At 61.8% G+C, this 20991-nt stretch carries 19 protein-coding genes and 1 pseudogene; 7 read left to right on the top strand and 13 right to left on the bottom strand.

What is annotated here, in order from left to right:
* Positions 1-27 precede the first annotated feature (27 nt).
* Positions 28-1260 (bottom strand): HlyD family secretion protein, encoded by a 1233-nt coding sequence (locus tag N551_RS0125665; protein ID WP_027569352.1) that lies wholly within the window; start codon positions 1258-1260, stop codon positions 28-30.
* A complete protein-coding gene (locus tag N551_RS0125660; RefSeq protein WP_035962349.1) occupies positions 1253-1660 on the bottom strand; it encodes a hypothetical protein in 408 nt (135 codons plus the stop codon). Before N551_RS0125660 ends, N551_RS0125665 begins: the two co-directional genes overlap by 8 nt.
* Before the next feature lie 181 nt (positions 1661-1841).
* Between N551_RS0125660 and N551_RS0125655 the strand changes: the two genes are divergently transcribed.
* A complete protein-coding gene (locus N551_RS0125655; protein WP_027569350.1) occupies positions 1842-2294 on the top strand; it encodes a hypothetical protein in 453 nt (150 codons plus the stop codon).
* A gap of 36 nt (positions 2295-2330) precedes the next feature.
* A complete protein-coding gene (ppk2, locus tag N551_RS0125650; protein ID WP_027569349.1) occupies positions 2331-3131 on the top strand; it encodes a polyphosphate kinase 2 in 801 nt (266 codons plus the stop codon).
* Between the two features lie 82 nt (positions 3132-3213).
* On the opposite strand, the pseudogene N551_RS0125645 reads toward ppk2, so the two are convergent.
* The 6 genes and pseudogenes from N551_RS0125645 to N551_RS0125620 form a co-directional block, all read right to left on the bottom strand.
* Positions 3214-3667: pseudogene (locus tag N551_RS0125645) on the bottom strand (hypothetical protein).
* A 176-nt stretch (positions 3668-3843) separates the two neighbouring features.
* A complete protein-coding gene (locus tag N551_RS0125640; protein ID WP_027569347.1) occupies positions 3844-4281 on the bottom strand; it encodes a hypothetical protein in 438 nt (145 codons plus the stop codon).
* 31 nt (positions 4282-4312) lie between these two features.
* Positions 4313-6013 (bottom strand): aspartate:alanine exchanger family transporter, encoded by a 1701-nt coding sequence (locus N551_RS0125635; protein WP_027569346.1) that lies wholly within the window; start codon positions 6011-6013, stop codon positions 4313-4315.
* Positions 6014-6027: 14 nt separating this feature from the next.
* Positions 6028-8781, bottom strand: a complete 2754-nt coding sequence (locus tag N551_RS0125630; RefSeq protein WP_027569345.1) for a decarboxylase — start codon at positions 8779-8781, stop codon at positions 6028-6030.
* A gap of 204 nt (positions 8782-8985) precedes the next feature.
* Entirely contained in the window at positions 8986-10695 is a 1710-nt protein-coding gene (locus N551_RS0125625; RefSeq protein WP_027569344.1) for a SulP family inorganic anion transporter, read from the bottom strand.
* Positions 10692-11366 (bottom strand): YoaK family protein, encoded by a 675-nt coding sequence (locus N551_RS0125620; protein ID WP_027569343.1) that lies wholly within the window; start codon positions 11364-11366, stop codon positions 10692-10694. Before N551_RS0125620 ends, N551_RS0125625 begins: the two co-directional genes overlap by 4 nt.
* 130 nt (positions 11367-11496) lie before the next feature.
* Here N551_RS0125620 and N551_RS0125615 point away from each other — a divergent pair, with 130 nt between their 5' ends.
* Genes N551_RS0125615 through N551_RS0125605 form a run of 3 tightly spaced genes read left to right on the top strand, consistent with a single transcriptional unit; the run spans position 11497 to position 14719 of the window.
* Positions 11497-13185 carry a transporter gene (locus N551_RS0125615; RefSeq protein ID WP_027569342.1) on the top strand — a complete coding sequence of 563 codons (1689 nt, stop codon included), beginning with the start codon at positions 11497-11499 and terminating at the stop codon, positions 13183-13185.
* Between the two features lie 17 nt (positions 13186-13202).
* Positions 13203-14078, top strand: a complete 876-nt coding sequence (locus tag N551_RS0125610; RefSeq protein ID WP_371180136.1) for an alpha/beta hydrolase family protein — start codon at positions 13203-13205, stop codon at positions 14076-14078.
* A 29-nt stretch (positions 14079-14107) separates the two neighbouring features.
* Positions 14108-14719 carry an invasion associated locus B family protein gene (locus tag N551_RS0125605; protein WP_051462906.1) on the top strand — a complete coding sequence of 204 codons (612 nt, stop codon included), beginning with the start codon at positions 14108-14110 and terminating at the stop codon, positions 14717-14719.
* A gap of 12 nt (positions 14720-14731) precedes the next feature.
* Here the strand turns inward: N551_RS0125605 and N551_RS0125600 are convergent, their stop codons facing one another.
* Positions 14732-15106 (bottom strand): response regulator transcription factor, encoded by a 375-nt coding sequence (locus N551_RS0125600; protein ID WP_027569339.1) that lies wholly within the window; start codon positions 15104-15106, stop codon positions 14732-14734.
* Between the two features lie 197 nt (positions 15107-15303).
* Positions 15304-15927, bottom strand: a complete 624-nt coding sequence (locus tag N551_RS0125595) for a response regulator transcription factor (RefSeq protein WP_027569338.1) — start codon at positions 15925-15927, stop codon at positions 15304-15306.
* 318 nt (positions 15928-16245) lie between these two features.
* On the opposite strand from N551_RS0125595, the gene N551_RS0125590 reads away from it, so the two are divergent.
* Positions 16246-16929, top strand: a complete 684-nt coding sequence (locus N551_RS0125590; RefSeq protein WP_027569337.1) for a helix-turn-helix domain-containing protein — start codon at positions 16246-16248, stop codon at positions 16927-16929.
* Here N551_RS0125590 and N551_RS0125585 read toward each other — a convergent pair.
* The 3 genes from N551_RS0125585 to N551_RS0125575 all read right to left on the bottom strand — a co-directional run bounded on the left by N551_RS0125585 (position 16907) and on the right by N551_RS0125575 (position 19923).
* Positions 16907-17365: a potassium channel family protein gene (locus tag N551_RS0125585; protein WP_027569336.1), complete on the bottom strand. Its 459-nt coding sequence runs from the start codon at positions 17363-17365 to the stop codon at positions 16907-16909. The two genes, N551_RS0125590 and N551_RS0125585, sit on opposite strands and share 23 nt — an antisense overlap.
* 105 nt (positions 17366-17470) lie before the next feature.
* Positions 17471-18679, bottom strand: a complete 1209-nt coding sequence (locus N551_RS0125580) for an acetate/propionate family kinase (RefSeq protein ID WP_027569335.1) — start codon at positions 18677-18679, stop codon at positions 17471-17473.
* A gap of 155 nt (positions 18680-18834) precedes the next feature.
* On the bottom strand, positions 18835-19923 hold the full coding sequence (locus tag N551_RS0125575) for an AI-2E family transporter (protein ID WP_027569334.1): 1089 nt from the start codon (positions 19921-19923) through the stop codon (positions 18835-18837).
* A 345-nt stretch (positions 19924-20268) separates the two neighbouring features.
* Here N551_RS0125575 and N551_RS0125570 point away from each other — a divergent pair, with 345 nt between their 5' ends.
* Positions 20269-20652 (top strand): hypothetical protein, encoded by a 384-nt coding sequence (locus N551_RS0125570; RefSeq protein ID WP_245287850.1) that lies wholly within the window; start codon positions 20269-20271, stop codon positions 20650-20652.
* Positions 20653-20991: the final 339 nt, after the last annotated feature.

Below are 20991 nucleotides of genomic sequence, written 5' to 3'. Positions count from 1 at the left end.
GTGCGATTCAAACCAAAGCGAAGCCTGTCAGTGCCCGCTCAGCACCAGCGTTTTGATCGGCAGCAAGAGCGCCTGAATTCGCAAGAGCATGGCGTGCACGAGGCCAACACCATCGACGACGTGCAAGGCAATTGCCCGCCCCGTGCCCGTCTCCTTCGCGGAGATCTCCTCATGATTGCTGGTATAGGCATTGACGATGCAGCTGCTGCCCGGCGTCACGCCTTCAAGCCCGCCCTTGTAGAGCGGCTCCAGGAAAGCCAGAATCGTTCCAGGTCGCCCGACATTCTGCGCCTCGATCAGTTGCTCGCCGGTTCGGAACTGCCCGGCCGCGATGAAATCCTGGACGCTGGTGACGACCATGGGAATGATCACCCACGGCTTCGAGATGCAGGTTGCTTCCGCCACCATGCCGACCTTCATCACCTGCGCCTCGATCTGACCAAAGCCGGCCTGCAAGGCGCGCCTGCCGGCACCGTCCGGAACCAGCACGCCGGCCGGGCGCATCAGCTGATTGACGACATCGCCGGTGCGGACCAGGAATTGCTCCACGCGGCCGTCGACACCGGCGCGAACAAAGGTCTTGTCCAGATCGACCTGCGCCTCCGCCAACGCCGCCTGGCCGCTCGCTTTTTCAGCCGGCAATAGCGTTGAAAGCCGCAATGTCGCTGACGTTTTGGACGCGCTGGCAGAGTCCACACCAGCCTGCCGCTGGTTGACCACGATCTGTAATTTCTCGATATCGCGCTGCGGGACGATACCGGGATTGCGGCGCTGCAACTCCGTCTTGACGTCCAGCTCGTCCTTGGCCTGCTGAAGGCTGGCCTTGGCTTCCTGGATCTGCGCTTCGGCTTTGACGACGTCGTTTTCGGCGCTTGTCATCGCAGCGTCGACCTCGGCGATCTTGCGGGTGGCTGTTTCCAAAGCAGCCTTCTGCTTCGAACCGTCCAGCCTGAACAGCACGTCACCCTTCTTCACGGCCTCGCTGTAGCCGACATTGACTTCCGCCACCCGGCCGGAGCCCTCGGGCAGGATCGGCACCGTGCGAAAATAGAGCGTGGCCGAGGTGGTTGACGGGTGAAAGTAGAAGATCATGGTGATCAGAGAAATCGTCAGCATCAGGCAGCCGGTGATGCCCCATCGCAATTCATACCAGATGGAAAAGAAGGTGATCTCCTTGCCGAAACGTTTGCCCTGGGCATAGCGGCGGTAGAGGTAGTCCGGCAGGATGGTCAGAAGGGAGCAGAACATGAGCTCAAACATGGCTATGCTCCTTCTTGGCGATCGGCTTCTCGACCGGCGGCAAGCCTGGTAGTTCGGGCTCCCGACCCTCACCTGGCGCGGCGTCAGCGATCCTCTCGACCGAGCCTGCGATACTCCGCAGCGGCGTGCCGAAATCTGGCAAGTCGATCATCGCGAGCAGAAGGCCGGCCACCCAGAAAATGTGCATGTGCGTAAAGAGCGAGATGATGCCCAGCACGGCCACGATCTCGAACTGCAGCTTCTGCGACTTGTGCGCCATTCGTTCGGGCAGGCTGTGCAGCTTCCAATAGAGCGTACCGACCCAGAGCACGGTGCCGACCAGGAAGATTCCCATCACGACCATCAACACGTCCGTGCCGCTTCCCGGCGCGAGATAGAACGGCAGATGATGCGGGGCCATCGGATGAAGTTGCTCGCTCAATGGTCGCCTCCACAGAAGGGATCAGGGCGGTCTGCGCGCCGGCTCGTTACCGTGGCCGCGCAGGTGAGAAAATTGCTTGATATGAATCAAAGGTCCGAACGGCGCGAAACCTAGCTTAGCCCTGACTCCGCTCCCACAGCAAGCCAGGAACATACCAATCATGCCCGGCATCGATGAGCTCATTCCCAACGCACTGCAAATTCGCAAGGAAGCTGCACTCGAGGAAGCCAGAAAGGCCGAGGAATATGTTCGCCTCGCCGCCGCGGCCGAAGCCGAGAAGCGCGACTTGATCGAACGGCTGAGCAAACCGTCCGGCAAATCCGAGGAGGAGAAAATCAAGCTCGCCTCGACCATCATCCAGCGCGCGGTTCGCAACGGCCTGACCGAAGTGCAGGTCTATCGCTTCCCGAACACCCTGTGCACCGACAAGGGCCGCGCGATCAACCAAATGGAGGCGGGCTGGGAGAAAACGCTGACGGGAATTCCAAAAGAGATCTTCGAGCTCTGGTCCGAATACCTCAAGCCTCGCGGCTATCGCATCGGCTATCAGGTCATCGATTTTCCTGACGGCGTGCCCGGCGACATCGGCGTCATCATTTCCTGGGGCGACTGATCACGTTTCGGCCGAGTCAAGAGAAGGCGGAGCGGCATGGCAAAGGACGAAGCCTCAGAGCGGATGAAACGCAAGGACTACGAGAAGGAGCTCGAAAAGCTCCAGATCGAGCTTTGCCATCTCCAGGATTATGTAAAGGAAAACAAGCTTCGAGTCATCGTCCTGTTCGAAGGCCGCGACGCGGCCGGCAAGGGCGGCACGATCAAGGCGATCACAGAAAAGGTCAGCCCGCGCGTATTCCGCGTGGTGGCGCTGCCGGCGCCATCGGATCGCGAAAAGACGCAGCTTTTCTTCCAGCGCTACATGAAGCAGTTTCCGGCCGGCGGCGAGATCGTGATCTTCGACCGGAGCTGGTACAATCGTGCCGGCGTCGAATATGTCATGGGGTTCTGCTCGCCCGCCGAGCACGATCGTTTCCTCGCGCTCTGCCCGCAGATGGAAAAGTACGCCATCGACGGCGGCATCATCCTGATCAAGATCTGGCTCGAGGTCGGGATGGACGAGCAGGAGCGCCGCTTCAACGCCCGCATCGACGATCCGCTGCGGCAATGGAAGCTGAGTCCGATGGACCTCCAATCCTTCAAACGCTGGTATGATTATTCGCGCGCGCGCGACCTGATGCTCAAGAAGACGAGCACGAAGGACGCGCCTTGGTACATCATTCGCTCCGACGACAAGCGGCGGGCGCGGCTGAACTGTATCGCGCACATCCTGAAGGCTATCCCGCACAAGCGGATCAAGAAGGACAAGGTGAAGCTGCCGAAGCGTTCAGACAAGGGGCGCTACAATGACCAGGCGGTCCTGCGCGGGATGAACTTCGTCACCGAACGCTATTGACGAGGTGATCGGGCCGCACGGCGGGCGCGGTCCGATCGATGCTGCCGACGGACTTCGCTGGGACCGTCAGCAACGCATTCTTTCAATACGGGTACTGATTGGGACAGACCCAGTTGCCATACGTGTCCTGATAACAACCGTTGTTGTAGCTGTTGTTGTAGTATCCATAGGCGCCGGCGGCGGCCGCACCGACGGCAGCAGCACCGTAAAGCCGCGCCTCGATAGCCATATCGCGGATAGCCTCCAGGATAACCGGCGATCGGACGGCCGGGACGGCCCGCAACAGGGTAACCGGGACGACCCGGACGACCGGCGATCGGATGGCTTGGCCGCGGACCTCCTGCGTAATGGCGTCCGCCTCCGCCATGGATCCGGCCGGCGTGAACGGCGCCACCATGGAAACCTCCGGCGCGCATGCCCCCTCCACCTCCGCGATAGCCGCCACCGCCTCCGCGGCGGGCATAGGCGTCATCAGGAATGAGCGTGGCCGTGAGAAGAACGAAGGTCGCAGCAAGAGCTAGGAGATAACGATGCATGGCATGCCCTCCTCGGTATGGGTGCCGTGATCCGCTTTTCGACGATGCCTCCCGAAACGCGGTTGGCACCGAACCTGGCGCTGATCTGCGGCCGCTTCCCTGACTTGCGTGCCTGAGAGAAGCAGCCGCCATTCTGGCTTGAACGCCGCGACCGCCAAAGCGGCCCGACTGCCGCTCTAGCGCTTCAAACTTATCGTCACGCCCCCCACCGCAGCTGACAGCTCGGCTCCGACCTTCGGTCCGCTGAGCTGCAGAATCACGCCGTTGCCGTTTTGCAGCTGAACGGCACCTGCGCCGGCGGCGATGGCACCGCCCGCCCCGCCCACAGCATAGGAGCCTTCGATCGACTCCGGCCCCCTCAGGTTGAGGGCGCGGCCGACCAGCTTGGTGGTCGAGGCGCCGATCGTGAAGCCGACGCTCATGCCCGAGACGGTGAAGGGATATTTGTGGCCCCGGAGCAGCAGAACGCCCTCGCCGCCACCGACACCAACGATGAAACCGCCCTTGGTGAAGACAACGGCCACCTGACCGGTCTCTGCCCGCGAGGGCGTGCTGAAGCCGGCGACGCCTGCCAGCGAGGCGACCAGGGCGGCATAGATAGCGACTTTTCTCATGAGTTTTATTTCCTCTGGTTGTGACGCCGAGCTATTGAGCCAGGATCATCGCGAAGTAGCCGAACACGGTGAGCAGAATGCCGGACACCGCGTAGCCGACCGGGAATCCGATCCAGGGCACGGAGCTCTGGATTTCCACCGCGGCTTCGCGGCACGGACCGGAGTGCGACCGCGCACCGGCAACGCCGCCCATCAACACGGCCGGATTAATTTTGAACACGTGATAGCCGATTGCCCAGACGATGAACGGCGGGATCGTGCAGGCAATGAAGCCGGCGACGAAGATCTTCAAGGCAACCGCGCCCGTGAGTTGCGCCAACAGTCCGGCGCCGGCATTGATACCGACGATGGCGACGAAGACCACGAGGCCGAGATCCTCCAGCACGTTGCGCGCCGCGTTCGGCGTATTGCCGAAGAAGCGGAGCCGCGAGACCAGCGACGAGACGATCACGCCGGACAGCAACAATCCACCGGCATTGCCTAGGCCGATCTTGGCGCCGAAGGCTGGAAATTCGATCATCCCGATCAGGAAGCCGATGATCATGCCTGAGGCAAGCGTCAACAGGTCGGTCGAGGTGTTGGTCCGCGCAATACGTCCCCACATCTCACCGAGCTCGCTGACTGCCGACTTGATGCCGACCACCGAGACGATGTCCATCCGCTGCAACTCAGTTTTGAGACCCGCAGGGATCTGTACGCCGCCACGTTCCACCTTGGTGACCTGCAGCTGGCCCGCGATGGCCGTATCGCGGAAGGATTCAAAGGTCCGTCCGGCCATCTCCTTGTTGGTGACGAGGATGTCCGCCTGATCCATGGGAATGCCGAGCGCCTTGGCGTCGGCAACCTCGGGACCGATCAGGCCCATCTTGTCGGTCAGATGTTCGGTCGAGCCGCCGAGCGCGACGACGTCGCCCTTTTGCAGGACGAATTCGGGATCGGCGCCCTGCGGCTCTCCGCCGCGCGCCACGTTGACGATGCGGTATTCGGGATTCATCACACGGAATTTGGCGATGCTCATGCCGACCTGGGCCGGGTTTTCGAGCCGGTAGGCGCGCAGGCCGAACTGCCGGTAACCCGTCAGGCCGCCGCCTTCGAGATCCTTGACGCCGAACTCCTGCTCGTACTGCCTGGCAGCCGCCTTGGCGTCGACGCCCCACCAGCGCGGCAGGTACTTGCAGATCAAGATGATGCCGACCGTGCCCCAGATGTAGGTGATGCCGTAGGACAGCGCGATCATGCCCGACGCGTCCTCGGCCTTCATGCCGTCAGGAAGCTTCACGACACCGGAGGTGATGGCTTGCTCGGCCGAACCGATCGCGGCCGACATGGTCTGCGACCCCGCCAGCATGCCGCCGGCAGCCCCGATCGGCAGCGCGAAGAGTTTTGAGCAGATGACGACAAGCGCCAGACCAAGAACGCTCGACACCAGGGCAAGGATACAGAATTTCAGCCCATCGCCCTTCAGGCTGTTGATGAAGGACGGCCCCACGCGCAGGCCGACGCCATACATGAACAGATAGTAGAAGAGGCTCTTGGCAAAGGTGTTGAGCTCAAGCTTCACGCCGTAGGTCGAGGCCCAGACCGAAAGGGCTGCGCCCACTACGATGGCGCCGGCAACCATGCCGAGGCCGTACCCCTTGATGCTGGCCCGGCCGATCCAGACGGCGAGCCCGACGACGAAGAACAGCAACAGAAACGGGTTCTGCTGCAAGAACGTGAAAAACCCTTGCATGTCCGTCCCCTTTATTATGATGCGGCCTTCAGCTTCGGCGCGGCACCGGGCTTGGGCCGACCGATCTTTGCGAGGGCTTCGGCGCGTACGAGCTTCAGCCCTTCCTTGGCGTCGTAGCCGTGGATTTCCTTCACATCGAGCTTGCGCATGAAGTCGATGGTTTCCTGGGTGATGACCTGCCCCGGCACCATGATCGGGAAGCCAGGCGGATACGGGATCACGAAACTCGCGGAGACGAGGTCCGGCCCGGCCTTGAGGCGACGGTCGATCTCGGAATCGCCGAGCCGGATATATTCGCATCCCGCTGCGTCGTAGGCCGAGTAGAAGCCGCTGCGGATGTCGCCCTCGTTGGTCTTGGTGCCGGCATCGCCACGGAAACTGTCGTGAAACTGCGAGAAGTTCGGCAGGTCGGGCACATCGGTCATCAGACTCTTGACCCGCGCCTCGAAGGTCTTCTTCGCATTGGCACCGCCCTGAACCAGCCCGCGGTCGACCTCGCCCGCGATCTCGGCCAGCACCCTCACCAGATGCGCAACATCGCTACGGGTGTTGTTGATGTTGGACTGGAATAGCACCGAATTGCGCGACGTCTTGTTGATCTGGATATTGTAATCATTGGCAAGGATGCCCTTGAACTGCGTGCCGTCGTAGCCGGCGGTGCCGCACACCAAGGTCATGCGGGTCGGATCGAGGCAGAACTCGTCGTCGTCCAGGCTCTTCAGGATGCTCGCCCAATTCATGCCTGTTGCGAGATAGTCGGTGAAGCCGCTCTGGCGATATTGCGCCGGCACCATCGCGTCCGCGCCGAGAATCCGGAAGTATTTCGAGATCAGCGGATTGCCGTTGACCGCCCTGCGGATCGCGAACGCGATTTCGATCGCGTTGGCCACCAGGCCGTAGCCCTCGAGCTCCATCTGGCGACGCGAGACGTCGAGGCTGGCGATGAGCTGCTGGTTCGGGCTGGTCGACGCGTGCGTGAACACCGCCTCCTTGAATTGCTGCTCGACGGTGTGGAATTCGACGTCCTTGACCGACAGCATCGAGCCCTGACGGATCGCCGACATCGACTTATGGGTCGAGTTGGTCTGGTAGACGCGCAAGCGGATCTGCCGCGGATCGGGAACCAGTCGGGTCTTGAGCAGTACCTCGTCCGACGGAGTCTTGCCGAGCTCGGCCTGCTGCTTCTCGTAAGCCGCGACCGATTTCGGGTCGTGCATCCAGGCCTCGATCTCGTTGGCGGCGCCCATCGCGGTCCGTCGCCGCAGGAACGGCGAGAAGCGCGCGAAGCCGAACCAGGCTTCGTCCCACAGGAAGATCAAATCCGGCTTGATCGCGAGACACTCCTCCATCACTCGTCGGGTGTTGTAGATGTGGCCGTCGAAGGTGCAGTTGGTCAGGTCGAGCATCTTGACGCGATCCAGCCTGCCGTCGGCCCTCGCGTTCAACAGCGCCTGCTTGATGGTCTTCAGCGGCACCGCGCCGTACATCGAATACTCCGTCATCGGGAACGCTTCGACATAGATCGGCTGGGCGCCGGCCAGCACCATGCCGTAGTGGTGCGACTTGTGACAGTTGCGATCGACGATCGCGATGTCGCCCGGCCCAAGCAGCGCCTGCACTGCCATCTTGTTTGAAGTCGAGGTGCCGTTGGTCACGAAGAACACGCGATCGGCGCCGAGCGCTCGCGCCGCCTTGTCCTGTGCTTTCTTGATGGTGCCGGTCGGCTCCAGCAGGCTGTCGAGGCCGCCGGTGGTCGCGCTGCTTTCGGCCAGGAACAGGTTCAAGCCGTAGAACTCGCCCATATCGCGGATCCAGTCCGACCTGAAGACAGACTTGCCGCGAGCGATCGGCAGCGCGTGGAACGTGCCGATCGGGCGTTGCGCGTATTTCTTGAGATTGTCGAAGAATGGCGTATCGAAGCGGTCCTGGATCCCTTCGAGGATGGAGAGATGGAGCTCGAGGAGCTCCTCGATGGAGTAGAATATCCGCCGGACCACATTGGCTTCGGGGTTCCCCGCCATTGCCTCCACGTCGCGATTCGACATCAGATAGATGTCGAGCTCGGGACGGACCCGCTTGATGACGTGCGCGAGCCGGAGCGCGGACGCGTCCGCCTCGTCATTGATGCCAGCGGCGGCGGTCATGGTGCGGAGTATCGGCGCGTCGTGACGCGAGCGCAGGCCGAAACCTTCGTTGATGACGACGGCGGCGATATTGGGGTTGAGCATTGTCGCGCAGAAGGCGTCTTCGAGGCTGCCGACGATCACCGGCTCATAGACGAAAGAATCGACCGGACGGCGCAACTTGCGCCATTCGGCAGCGAGAGCCGGCCACTTCTCGGAGGAGATGCCGGTGACGACCAACGTTTCGAAATAGGGTCGCCGGGCTGCATGTGAGCCGAAAGTCGAGGACACGAGTTCGGGTGCGTCGCCACTGCCGTCGTCCTTGGGATCCCAATCGCCGGCATGTTGGCGGAAGGATCTTGTCATCAGGGCCTGCGTAATCCGCGTCGCAAGACCAAGTGAACCCGCCGCATCCCCGGCCGAGGCCGCTTCGCGCAAAGCGGCCATCAGTTGTAGCCCAGGATACCCGTGAAACTCTTCAATGACGGAGAGATCGGCCAGTGCCGCATCGTACCTGGCGCGATCGCCGGCGCGCGCCCATGCTTTGGCTGCTTCGACCAGATCGCGCCAGTCGTCCGCCCGGCCGCCGGGCCCGGAAATGAACTGATCGATGCGCTTTTCTGCAGCCTTGGCGTCCTTGGACATGTCTCTCTCCGGATCTTTGCGATGTCACGGCTAGGATCGTGGTGCCCGCTCACCTCGGTCTATTGATCCAAGTCAAGGGTCGAGCATCTTGAAGAGGCCTGGAGTAATTTCCGGTGCGACATCGTCCAAAGCGCTGCCGCATGACGGATCGAGGACGATGGTGAGATCGCATCAGAGCCGACCGGCCAATAAGTCGGGCGGATCCTATGGATTGGGATCAGATGATTGTCCGGTCATGCTTTCCCCGAGCACGCTGTCGACCGAACGAAGCCACGCCCCGCTGTCGGTCTTTTCCGCCAGCCCCTCAGCCCGCAGCAGATCGCGCAATTGCGCGTGCGCGCCGACGATGCGGAAGGTGATATTTCGGGAGGCGAGTTCGTCATAGAGGTCATGCAACATGCGCGCGCCGGCCAGATCGATGTAGGGTGACGCCGACAGATCGCAGACAACCAGCCTGACGCCGACCGATAGCGGCAAGGTGCCTAACACTGTTTCCAGGATCGTTTCAGCATTGATGTAAAGCAGCGAGGCTTCGGGTCGAAACGCGATGATGCCGACCAATGGCTCGACGCCATCGTGCCTCGCATTGTCGGAGTAACGGCCAGTACCGGGGAGCCGGCCGAGGAACGCGACATTCGGACGCGAGGCCCGCGCCAGCAGCAGAACGATCGACGCAATAGCCGCCAGCAGGACGCCTTGCAATATCCCCAGGAGCAACACGGCCAGCAGCGCAATCGCCGCGGCATGAAAGTCGATGCGGCTGACTTGCCACATTCGCAACAGCGCGCGGATGTCCACCAGCCTGTAGACGGCGGCAAAGACGATCGCCGCAAGCACTGCCTTGGGTAGGTTCGTCAACAACCCCGTGAAGAACAGCAGGCATAGCGCAAGCGTCACCGAGCAGATCACCAGGGCCAGCGGCGTGCGCGCTCCGGCATTGTCGTTGACCGCGGATTGCGACAGCCCGCCGGCCACGGGATAGCCGTGGCCGAAGGCGGTAACGAGGTTCGCCGCGCCCAGCCCCAAAAACTCCTGCCGGACATCGAGCGCATAGCCGTGTTTGGCAGCAAAGCTGCGGGCGGCGGAGACGCCTTCGATATAGGCCAGGAGCACGCATCCCGCAGCCAGCGGGAAGAGCTCGTCGGGCTCCAACAGGCCAAAACTCGGCAACCCGATAGCCGGCAATCCCTCTGGGATTTTCCCGGTGACCGGCACGCCAAGGGACGGAAGGCCAAGCAATGTCGCCACGACAATCGACAACGCCATGATCGTGAGCCCGACCGGCCTTCCGGGCAGCCGCCGTTCTCCCACCAACAGGAACAAGAGCGCGAGGGCTCCGATCGCCAGAACCAGCCAATTGATGCCGCCGAGCTGACCGGCGAGCTTGATGGCGCGATCGAAAAAATTGTGACCGCCTCCGGCGACGCCGAACAGGCTCGGCAACTGGCTCATCATGATGGTAAGTCCCGCGCCGGCCTTGAAGCCGACCAGGATACTGTCGCTCACCAGGCGGACGAGAACGCTGAGCTTGAACAACCATGCGATCAGGCACAGCAGCGCCACCGCGCATGCGGCCAAGCTTGCGATCTCGGCGTATTTCGCCGCGTCTCCGCCGGACAATGTCCCAACCGTCGCCGCAATCATCAGCGAGATCGCCGAGGTCGGACCGACCGCAAGCTGGCGCGACGACCCGAGCAGCGCATAGCCGATGCCGCCGAGCATGTAGCCGTAGATTCCGATCTGGGGCGGCAGGCCCGCCAGCGTGGCATAGGCCAGTGACACGGGGATCGCATAAGCCGCGAGGGTGATTCCGGCGATCGCGTCCGAACGCAGCCAGGCACTGTGATACCCCGCCAGCCAAGCCGCGGGCGGAAACAGGAAGGGCCGGCGCGATCTACGGTCCGATGAGGTCATGGGCTGGCCTCGTCGTCCGGACTTTCGCACCGCAACAGCACAACCAGGAGCGCGATCACGGGGACACCGAGCGCCAGATCCGGGATCTGCTTGGTCGCGAAGGCGCCAAGAGCGGCGCCAAGGCCGAACGTGATGCACAAGACAGCAAAAATGCCCGGCGGCCGTAGCGAGCCATTCCGGGAGGCCACAGCGAACATGCCTTCAATCGCTTGCCGCATGTTGCCCGTGATCATGACGGAGCTGTAGAGCACGCCCTCAACCCTCGTGAAAACGGCGCTCTGTACGGCGGCGACGAACGAAATCCCAAGCGTTCCCGCGAGATCCGGCAAGCGATTGTGCAGGACTGCGATGATGACGAGCAGGAGAATCTCGAGCAGCGTGCTGATGGCACTGGCGCGCTCGCGCGCCGCTCGACGCAGCCATGACGCGGCGACAATACCGACCGCGAACGCAAGGATCGGTGGGACGAAGTGGAGCGCCTTCGTCCAGTCGCCGACCGAGCCATAAACCCACAGCAGGACGAGATTGGCCGTCTGGGCGTTAGCCATGACGCCGTGGATGATCCACGTATAGGCGTCGAGGTAGCCACCGGTGAAGGCCAGCAACAGCGCGACTGGCAGCGTTTCGTCGCGGCGTATCGACGAAGCAGCGGTGGCATCCATCGTGCTCATGTCCCAACGTCGGGTTCTGAAATCCTGCGCTTGAATAGGGAGCGTCTGGCCGATCGCGAGGGTTGATCTGGATCAAGCATCGCCGGGTATCACCAACCAGATTGGCGCAAATGGCTGGAGGGCCTGCACCATGAGCACGGTCAGATGGATCATCTCCGCCGCTCCGGAAATCTTCCTGCTGCTGTCAGTCGCGCTCGGGACCATTCTTGGCCGCGTCCGGATCCGCGGCTTTTCGATCGGCACCACGGCGTGCACGCTCATCGTTGCCGTCCTGATCGGGCAGCTCGGCACCTTCACGTTTCCTTCCCTGCTCAGGGTCATTCTCTTCAGCCTGTTCGTGTTCACGATCGGCTACCGGTCCGGACCCGAGTTCTTTGCCTCGCTGAGCATCCGGACCCTGGCTCAGGTCGCGCTCGCGCTCGTGCTTGGTGGTACCGGCCTCATCATCGTTCTCGTATTTGCCCATGTGTTCGCGCTCGGTCCCGGCACCGCCTCCGGTCTTGCAGCGGGAGCTCTGACACAGTCGTCGGTCATCGGCACCGCATCTGGCGCGCTAGCCCAGCTTGGACTGGCCAAAGAGGTGCTGCAGCAGCAGGACGCCAATATCGCCGCCGGCTACGCCGTCACCTACGTGCTCGGCTATATCCTCACGCTGCTGTACGTGCCGTTTGTCGCGCCGAAATTGATGGGGATCGATCTGAAAGCGGAAGCTGCAAAGCTCGAGGCGGAGCTTTCGGGTGGCAACCCGCAACAAAATGAGAATCTGCATTATCGAAAATTCCAGGCGCGCGCGTACCGGGTGTCGGCAGCGGCGGGACGGACCGTCGGCGCCGTCGAAGACGAGATCGGCAGCCGCAGCGTGATCGAGCGGATCGTGCGCCAGGGCGCCGATGTCGAGCCGCATCGCGACACCGTCCTTCAAGTGAGCGACGACATCGTCATTGCGGGACGCACCGCCGCCATTGTCGCCGCAAAACCGATTGTTGGCACAGAAATCGACGCCGATGAGATCCTGAAGGCGCTTCCGGGCAACGTGATCGACGTCCTTGTCGACAATCGCAAGCTCCATGGCCGCTCCGTCAAGGACGTGGCCGATCGTGTCGGCGATGCCGCACGAGGCGTGTTCCTCCGAACCTTGACGCGAATGGGACGTGAAGTCCCCTTGAGCGCGGACACCCGCGTCTATGTCGGTGACGTCATGACGCTGGTCGGCAGCACCCGCAACATCGAGCGCGCCGCCTCGCATGTAGGACAGATTCTGCGCTCCGAAGATCGCACCGACATTGCATTCCTTGCCGCAGGCATCGCCGTGGGTCTGCTCGCCGGTCTCGCAAGCGTAAAGATCGGGTCGGTGCCCCTGACGTTGGGAGGTGGCGGCGGCGCCCTGATTGCGGGGCTCTTCTGCGGCTGGCTACGCTCGCGGCGGCCGACAATGGGCGCAATGCCGCCCGCAGCGCAGCAGACGCTGAGCGATCTCGGCCTTGGCGGCTTCATCGCGGCGATCGGGCTCGGCAACGGCCACGCAGCCTGGGTCGCGATCCAGTCGCAAGGCATGCTGCTGGTCGGCATGGGCCTGGTGGTCACGCTGGTGCCGCTGATCGTGACGACCCTGTTTGCCCATCGCGTGCTCCGCATGAACCCGGTCATCATCTGCGGCGCGCTGGCCGGCGCCATGACCGTCGACGCCGCCGTTACCGGCGCCTGCGAAGTTGCAGAAAGCCAGACGCCCGTGCTCGGGGTCGCCGTGCCTTACGCTGTCGGCAATGTTGTGCTGACCGTGCTTGGACCGATCATCGTGGCCAGCACTTTCGCCGGTTGAAGGAGGCGCGCGTGAATTTGCGGTCAACAGTGACCTACCTGGCGGCGGCATTGAGCATTTCGGCCTGCTTTCTTGCCCCTGTACGCGCCGACGACAATGTCCCGATCCAGGAAGAGATGTGGGCCCTGCCGCTACCGCTGCCGATGTTCGCCTATGTCGTGCGGCCCGTCGGCGACGGCCCCTTCCCGCTGGCGATCATGAACCACGGCGTGTCGCTCAAGGCCGTCGATCGCAGCTTCTTCCCGCTGGTGGAGTTCCGCGACGCCGCCAAGTGGTTTGCCAAGCGCGGCTACCTCGTGGTGGCACCAGTCGGCACCGGCTACGGCGCAGCCGCGATCGATATTCCCGAGCACGGTCTCTATGGACCGTTCTTCTCCAAGGTCGGAAACTGCACCAATCCGAACTTCCACGACGCCGGGCGTGCGGTGGCGCAGGTCGATCTCTGGATCATCGACTACATGGTGGCCGAGAAACGCGTTCTGCCGATGGACGTGGTCGTCGTCGGACAGTCCGCGGGCGGCTGGGCGTCCATTGCGCTCTCGAGCGCAAACCCACCGCAGGTGAAGGCAATCATCACATTCGCCGCAGGACGCGGCGGGCGCGTCGACGGCAAACCCAACAACAATTGCGCACCGGACAAGCTGGTCGAAGCAACTGCCGATTTCGGCCGAACCTCGCGGGTGCCAATGCTGTGGTTCTATATCGAGAACGACACGTTTTTCGGTCCGGCCTTGTCGAAGCGCATGCATGACGCCTTTACCGCTGCCGGCGGCAGGGCCGAATATCATCTGATGCCGCCCTTTGGCAACGAAGGGCATTTCTTCATCGGCTCGCCCGACACGATCGCGACGTGGTCACCACTGGTCGAAAAATTCCTCAATGCGCAAAAGTAGCCGCAGACGCCGACGCCTGGAGGCGCAATATGATCAACCCTGCTCTCAAGCCGCGACGTAAGCCTACGCGAGCCCATCTGTTGCTTTTGTTCGCAACGGCTATTGCCGCACCCGCTTCGTCCCAGAATGCTGCGGCGCAACAGCATGCGCGCGAGGCAAAACCCACCGAACTCGCGCCTCGCGGACAGCGCGAAGCCAGAGACATCACGTATGGCGACTGGCGGAAGCTTTGCGTCAAGCCCGGCGGTGCGCCGATGCTGTGCCGGACCTCGATCACCGGCAAGTTTGCAACGGGCCAGATGGCGGTGCGCGTGGACCTGATCGAGCGTGACGCCGACCCCACTGCCCGGCTACAAGTGTTTGTCCCCGTCGGGATGTATCTGCAACGGCCTGCCAAGCTGACCGTCGATCAGGGACATTCCCAGTCGTTGCCCTACACCTGGTGCCTGAGCAATGCCTGTATCGCCGCCGACGCCGCCGATGCCAAGTTCGTCAAGGACATGGAAGCCGGCAAGGCGCTGGTGCTCGAGGTCACCGATTCCAATCTTCTGTCTCTGACGACATCGTTGCCGCTGGCACAATTCGCCTCAGCTCACAATGGCGCGCCCGCTCAGACGCTGGAGCAGGATATCGAGGAGTGAGCAACGGCGAGATCAGTTATGCCCGGCGCAGGCGCGTTCAATGGAGTCGATGAGTGCACTTGCCGCGAAGGGCTTGGCCAGATAGGCGGCGCACCCGGACTGAATCGCGGCCACTTGATTCGCCTGGCAGTCGTTGCCGGTAATGTAGATGATGGGGGTCGTGGCACCCTCGCTAGCGAGCCTGCGGCGGAGTGAGATGCCCGACTCTCCGTTCAGATTGATATCCAGAACGATGCAGCACGCCTCGTCGATGCAGCCATAACGAAGCAGCGCGTCGGCGGAATCAAAAGCAACCGCATCAAAGCCGTGCTTCCGAAGCAGCCGCTCCAAGCTTCGGCGCATCGATGAATCATCATCCACGACGTAAATCGACTTACGTGCAAACAATGGACCCGTCTTTCTGATTGGAAACCCGGCACTTGCGTCGCAACGACGCTACGCGGCAATGGTTCCTGCGCTAATCCGACGGCTAACGACGCCGGTATGTAGGCGGTCCAGGCCGAACTATGTCAATAACATTTCATATTGGCCCATCGTACAGGTCTCACCGCAGACCTGACGAAGCGCACGAAAATAGGCCTGCACTACGCCTTTTCCGAATCCAGAAGACCGAGCCGCTCGGCAGCGGACACCAGTTCGGCAAACGACAGTACCTGCATCTTAGTCATCACTTGGTGGCGGTGCGCTTTCACCGTACGTTCGGTCGTTCCAAGCTCATAGGCGATCTGCTTGTTGATTTTGCCGCGTACGATCAGGTCGAACACCTGTCGTTCACGCCGCGACAGAGACGTCAAGCGAGAACGCAGCGAATCGAGCTTGCTCTGTTGGCTGCGCACCGCCTCCTGTTGAGCCATCGCGCGCTCAATCGCATCGATCAACTGTTCTGACGATACCGGCTTGGTCAGAAAGTCCTCCGCGCCGGCCTTGATCGCACGGACCGTCGTCGCGGTATCGGCATGTCCGGTCAGGAAGACGATGGGCAGCGGCGACTGGCATTGGAGGAGCGAGGTTTGCAACTCCGGCCCGCTCAGGCCCGGAAGCTGCACATCAAGCAAGATACATCCCGGATGGCTGGACCCTGGCGGATCATCCAGTAGCTGCTGCGCGGACGCGTAGGTCACAACTTCATACCCGGCCAGTTTGAGTCGACGCTGGATCGCCATCCGGAAGGATGCGTCGTCGTCCACGACATAAACGAAGCCGGGCAAATTTTTCTCCCTCGACGGGTACTTCAAATGCAGAAACCAGACGTGCCGTTAATGCCTGAGCAAAGCAGCCAGATTGGGATGCCACAACCGCGAACGGAGCGTCCGTTTTCGGCATATTGCCGCACCATCTGACAGACACTCTGACGGGTTCTCAATCCAGCGCATCGAACCCTACCTGTACCTTGGTACAATGCACCTACAGACAATGGTTGAAAACCCCACTTATGACCTAAACAACCCTCGCGGGAAGCGGATTTTCGGCGGCTCCTTACTCCCGGCCATGGAAATATCGCGCCACCATCAGTTCGGGAGTTGGCCATGTTCGTTCGCACCGCTGCCGACGCCTCTTCGCCGCTTCATTCGCTCCGGGAGCTCGGGCTAAACACCGAGTCAAATCCAATCATCAGTTTAAACGAATTTACCTATAAGAAGGGCTCGGAAGTCTACGGCGAAAAGGAGGCCGCGGAGTACGTCTATCAGGTGAAGAAGGGTGCTGTGCGAAGCTACAAGCTCCTGTCGGACGGCCGACGCCAAATCGGCGCATTTCATCTTGCGGGCGACATCTTCGGGCTGGAGAACGGCAGCGCGCACAGGTTCACGACGGAAGCGATCGTCGACACCACGGTTCGCCTCGTGAGGCGCCAAAGTCTCGAGCTGGTCGCGCAGGACGACGCCGTGGTGGCTCGCAACCTGCTGAGCATGACCACGACCAACCTTCAGCATGCGGAAGACCACATGCTGCTGCTCGGCCGCAAGACGTCGCTGGAGCGGGTCGCAGCCTTCCTGATCGAGATGGACAAGCGGCTGACGGCGGCCGGGATCATGGCGCTGCCGATGTCGCGGCGTGATATCGCCGACTATCTCGGATTAACGCTGGAAACCGTCTCCCGCGCACTATCGCGGTTGCATGAGCTCGGTATCCTCGGCTTCATCGGAAACACTCAGCGCCAGATCGTGCTGCTGGACAGGCTGAAGCTCGCTAGCCTCGATCTCCAGAATTAGACTGTGGCGCCGCGATCGCCGCAAGATGCTCCACCGTCTTGCGCAGCACCTCGAAAAGAACTGCGGTTGACCAACCAAACATCAGGATGCCGTTCATCGCTGTCATGGGTCCCGTCAGCCGCCACCCCGCGGCGGGCGTGATGTCCCCATAGCCGAGCGTGGTGTAGTTCACGAAGGTGAAATATAGCAGATCGCTCCCCGAAGGCGCCGCGCCGACCGTCGCATAGGCGAGCGCCCAAATGAGAACCTCGACAGTGTGCGCAACCATCAAAATGACAGCAGTGGTGACCATCACGGCCATCAGGTGCGACCGGGGCCGCGCCGTATGCTTCAAGCCAGCGGTACGAGCGATGTCGATGGCCGCAACGGTCACCAGCGCGTGAATCATGATGTTGATCACGCTGATCAAGGTACCGAGCAGGAACTGGACCGCCATTGCGCACTCCTAGCGCGGACATCGAAGAAGTCGTCCGATGATCCGGCAAGCGCCGACCACCAAAGCTCTCTACGTTTGACTGCAACCCCGATCAAGCAGAACCGATCACGATGCCCCCTTTGATGCTGTCGCGCTGCTGTTCATCAGCAGCGCCAACGTGTGTCTCGCGATCATGAGATCCACGTCGGACGGCACGACGTAAACCGGAATGCGGCTCGCTGAAGACGATATCAGCTGCGATTGCCGCGCGTTCTGCGCCACATCAAGCTCGACACCGAGCCATGCGAGCCGCTCCGCCACGCGCAAACGGATCGACGCGGAGCTTTCGCCGATCCCGGCGGTGAAGACGAACGCATCGAGCCCCTGCAACGCAGCCAAGAGCATACCGGCGTTAAGCCCGACCCAGTGAACGAAATAGTCGATCGCAAATTTCGCGCTGACATCTTCACTTGCCTCGAGCTGACGAATATCGCCGCCGAGACCCGAGAGGCCGTTCAACCCGCAATCTCCGTGAAGAAACTCCTGCACTTTGGACGCCGCCATTCCCTTCTCCAAGATGAGATAAAGCACAACTCCGGCGTCGATCTGCCCTGGTCGCGCTTCCATCGGCAGTCCGTCAATCGCGGTAAAGCCCATGGTGCTCTCGACGCTCCGTCCTCCATGGAGGGCGCACATTGATGCGCCGCTCCCGAGATGCGCGACGATCACGCGTCCCATCGCGATTTCCGGCGCAACTCTCAGCAAGGTCTTCGCGATGTATTCGTAGGAGAGGCCATGAAATCCGTAGCGCCGTACGCCCTCGGCATGAAGCCCACGAGGGATCGCGTAGTGGTCGGCCACGGCGGCATGGGTTCGATGAAATGCGGTCTCGAAGCAGGCGACCTGCGGGAGCGTTGGGAAGTCAGCCAGGATCGCTCGTATGGGCGCCAGATTGTGCGGCAGATGAAGCGGCGCCAACGCCGTCAGTCCTTCCAGGCGAGCCAGCATCCCCTGATCAATCAGGACCGGCCGGTCATGCTCCGTACCGCCGTGAACGACGCGGTGCCCGACGGCGATGGGGCTGATATGAAGCTCATCCCGCAACCAGATGCCTGCAATGTTCAGTGCGGCCGGAATATCCGGCACTGCGTCGATCGGATAGGCGCGATTGGCAAGCGGATCGCCGCCGGCGCTGCTCGCTTGCAGTCGCGGGCAACGCCCGATCCCGTCGATCCGTCCCTTGATCTGTTGCCGCAGGCTTCCTTCTCCTTCGATCGAATAGATCCGGAACCTGAGGCGGGAAGAGCCGGCATCGATGACAAGGATAGTATCCATGGCACTCACGTCGCACTCGTCGGAGCATGTCGAAGCCCTGCATCAGCACCGGTGGCCACAGCAGCTGGACCAGGCGGGCCAGACATTTCCACCACCACGTTCCGACCTCGTTGTTGTATCGCTTTACCTGAAAGGCTCGGTCGAATTGATATGGGTCAAAGCTCGATCGCCAGTTTCGCCGGCACGGCACGTTCGGTACGAATCCAGGCCACCGTCAGCTCCCAGACCACAGATAGGATGATAGGTCCGATGAAGAGGCCGATGATCCCATGGAAGAGGGTTCCTCCGATCACCCCGATCAGGATCACGAGCGCTGGCGTGGTCAGGCCGCGGCCCATGACAAGTGGTTTCAGGATGTTGTCGAGAACCGAAACGATCACGAAAAACACCGTCAGCAGGAGCGCGATCGGAAATTCCTTGTCGGTCCAGATCCAGATGATGACCGGCAGGATGACAATAGCGCCGCCTATTTGTACGATCGACAACAACAACACCGCAAATGCCAGCAGCCCCGCGCTGGCGATGCCGGCCAGCTTGAATCCGATGCCCGCCAGCAATGCCTGGATGATGGCGACGCCGATCACGCCTTGGGCCACAGCACGGATCGTGGCACCTGCTAGGTCGAGAAAGTGCTCGCTCTGGTCGGGCACGACGCGCGACAGAAAGCTGCGCCCCGCCCCCACGAGCTGAGGTCCATACGGAAACAGCACCCCGGCCACCGCCACCGACAGTAGAAACTTGACCGTACCTACCCCGGCATTGCCTGCAAATCCGAGCAGGGTCGCCGCGAATGGCTTCAGGTAGGGCACCACAGCGCGCAAGAGCGATCGGAGATTGGTCGTCGCTTGGTCCCAGAGATCGAAGAGCTGAGGGCCGATGACGGGCCAATCCTTGAGAGACTGCGGCGGCGAAGGCACGTGCAGTTCGCCAGCCGTCATTTGGGCGGCAAGATCGGTGATCCCGTCGACCGCGCCCATGCCCAGCCAGGTCGCGGGTCCGATCACAACAGCAAGATTGACGAGAGTAAGGATCGTTGCTGCAAGCTTCGGTCGGCCACCGAGAATGTCACTGAGGCGCCGAAACACCGGATTAAGGGCAGCGGCAAGCACGACACTCCAGGCCAATATGGGCACGAATGGGCGGACCAGGAGGAGCGCCCAGATGAGCAACAGCCCCAGCAACCCCAGCCGGATGAGAAGCTGGATGATCTCGTCTCCGGAGAATATCTGGCGGAGTGTTTTCACGGACTCGCCTTCAGCTCATGCCGCGCATGCTGAGGCGAACTAGCCCCTGCTCTCGCTCAGCTGGCTTGATCCAGATCAAGCGTCGCGGCTCTCCTACAGCTGAAGTCCGGGCGGGTTCAGCTCACGCTTGGCCTCAAACACTGTAACGATCGCAACATTTCATATGCACGGTCATGCCGCCGGCGCGACGGAATCCCTCCCTCGCCGGTCAGTCGAGATTTCAACGCGGTGGAGGACATTATGAGGTTCATCAAAGGGGCATTGGCAGCATTTCTTACTGTCGCGAGCGCCATGATTTCCGTACCCGAAAGCGAAGCAGCGCCTTTGCCCACCAATGTTGGCGCGATGAGAGCCACGCTTGATAACGACGTGATGAAAGTGCGCTACGGAGGCTGGGGTTATCGCGGCGGATGGGGCGGAGGCTACCGCGGAGCGGGATTGGGCTATCGTGGCTTGGGGTATCGCGGCGTCGGATATGGCTACAGAGGTTACGGATCTAGAGGCTACCGTGGCTGGGGCGCCGGCGCAGTGGTCGCGGGGGCGGTCGTCGGTGGCGCGATCGCAAGCTCCGGCTACTATGGTGCATATCCCTACTACGGCGGCGGATACTCCTCTTACGGCGGAGGATACGGCTATGATTATTGTCCGCCCAGTGCCTACAGCGCCTACGGAAGCTATGGCGGTTATGGCGGCTACTACGCGAGGCGGAGCTACTATTCCGGCTGGTAGATTTGCCTCGGATTCTCTCGAGCACACGCGCTCTTGTTGTCGCCGTGGCGCAATGGCAGCGCGAGCGCGATACCTCCATTGATCTGGATCAGCACGCAGGCAGGAGCGCTGACATCGACTTGCGGTTTCGAACAGAGGAGGCGCATCGGACTAGCAGCTGCATTCATGACGACCGAGCTGGTTCTCGCGAGTCCTGAAAGCGCCAACGTCATTATATACTGCCAAAACGTGGACTATCCGGCGCATTGCGTCGCGAGGCCAGGCGTCGTGTTGGGAGTGCGTCCCGTCGCACGCGCTGCCGCACGGGAAGCGGTGCGGCCCGGCACTCCGACCAACCGC

Origin of the sequence: Bradyrhizobium sp. URHA0013 (genome assembly GCF_000518345.1) — a bacterium.
GTDB lineage: Bacteria > Pseudomonadota > Alphaproteobacteria > Rhizobiales > Xanthobacteraceae > Bradyrhizobium.
Note: the sequence above shows the minus strand (reverse complement) of the source record. Positions and strands in the feature narration are given on the sequence as shown.

What these genes read in the sequence shown, in the direction of transcription:
- N551_RS0125585 (WP_027569336.1), bottom strand. Translation starts at nt 17,365, where the DNA reads ATGGCGGTCCAGTTCCTGCTCGGTACCTTGATCAGCGTGATCAACATC.
- N551_RS0125605 (WP_051462906.1), top strand. Translation starts at nt 14,108, where the DNA reads ATGATCAACCCTGCTCTCAAGCCGCGACGTAAGCCTACGCGAGCCCAT.
- N551_RS0125590 (WP_027569337.1), top strand. Translation starts at nt 16,246, where the DNA reads ATGTTCGTTCGCACCGCTGCCGACGCCTCTTCGCCGCTTCATTCGCTC.
- N551_RS0125660 (WP_035962349.1), bottom strand. Translation starts at nt 1,660, where the DNA reads ATGGCCCCGCATCATCTGCCGTTCTATCTCGCGCCGGGAAGCGGCACG.
- N551_RS0125625 (WP_027569344.1), bottom strand. Translation starts at nt 10,695, where the DNA reads ATGACCTCATCGGACCGTAGATCGCGCCGGCCCTTCCTGTTTCCGCCC.
- N551_RS0125570 (WP_245287850.1), top strand. Translation starts at nt 20,269, where the DNA reads ATGAGAGCCACGCTTGATAACGACGTGATGAAAGTGCGCTACGGAGGC.
- N551_RS0125620 (WP_027569343.1), bottom strand. Translation starts at nt 11,366, where the DNA reads ATGAGCACGATGGATGCCACCGCTGCTTCGTCGATACGCCGCGACGAA.
- ppk2 (WP_027569349.1), top strand. Translation starts at nt 2,331, where the DNA reads ATGGCAAAGGACGAAGCCTCAGAGCGGATGAAACGCAAGGACTACGAG.
- N551_RS0125665 (WP_027569352.1), bottom strand. Translation starts at nt 1,260, where the DNA reads ATGTTTGAGCTCATGTTCTGCTCCCTTCTGACCATCCTGCCGGACTAC.
- N551_RS0125630 (WP_027569345.1), bottom strand. Translation starts at nt 8,781, where the DNA reads ATGTCCAAGGACGCCAAGGCTGCAGAAAAGCGCATCGATCAGTTCATT.
- N551_RS0125615 (WP_027569342.1), top strand. Translation starts at nt 11,497, where the DNA reads ATGAGCACGGTCAGATGGATCATCTCCGCCGCTCCGGAAATCTTCCTG.
- N551_RS0125635 (WP_027569346.1), bottom strand. Translation starts at nt 6,013, where the DNA reads ATGCAAGGGTTTTTCACGTTCTTGCAGCAGAACCCGTTTCTGTTGCTG.
- N551_RS0125640 (WP_027569347.1), bottom strand. Translation starts at nt 4,281, where the DNA reads ATGAGAAAAGTCGCTATCTATGCCGCCCTGGTCGCCTCGCTGGCAGGC.
- N551_RS0125580 (WP_027569335.1), bottom strand. Translation starts at nt 18,679, where the DNA reads ATGGATACTATCCTTGTCATCGATGCCGGCTCTTCCCGCCTCAGGTTC.
- N551_RS0125655 (WP_027569350.1), top strand. Translation starts at nt 1,842, where the DNA reads ATGCCCGGCATCGATGAGCTCATTCCCAACGCACTGCAAATTCGCAAG.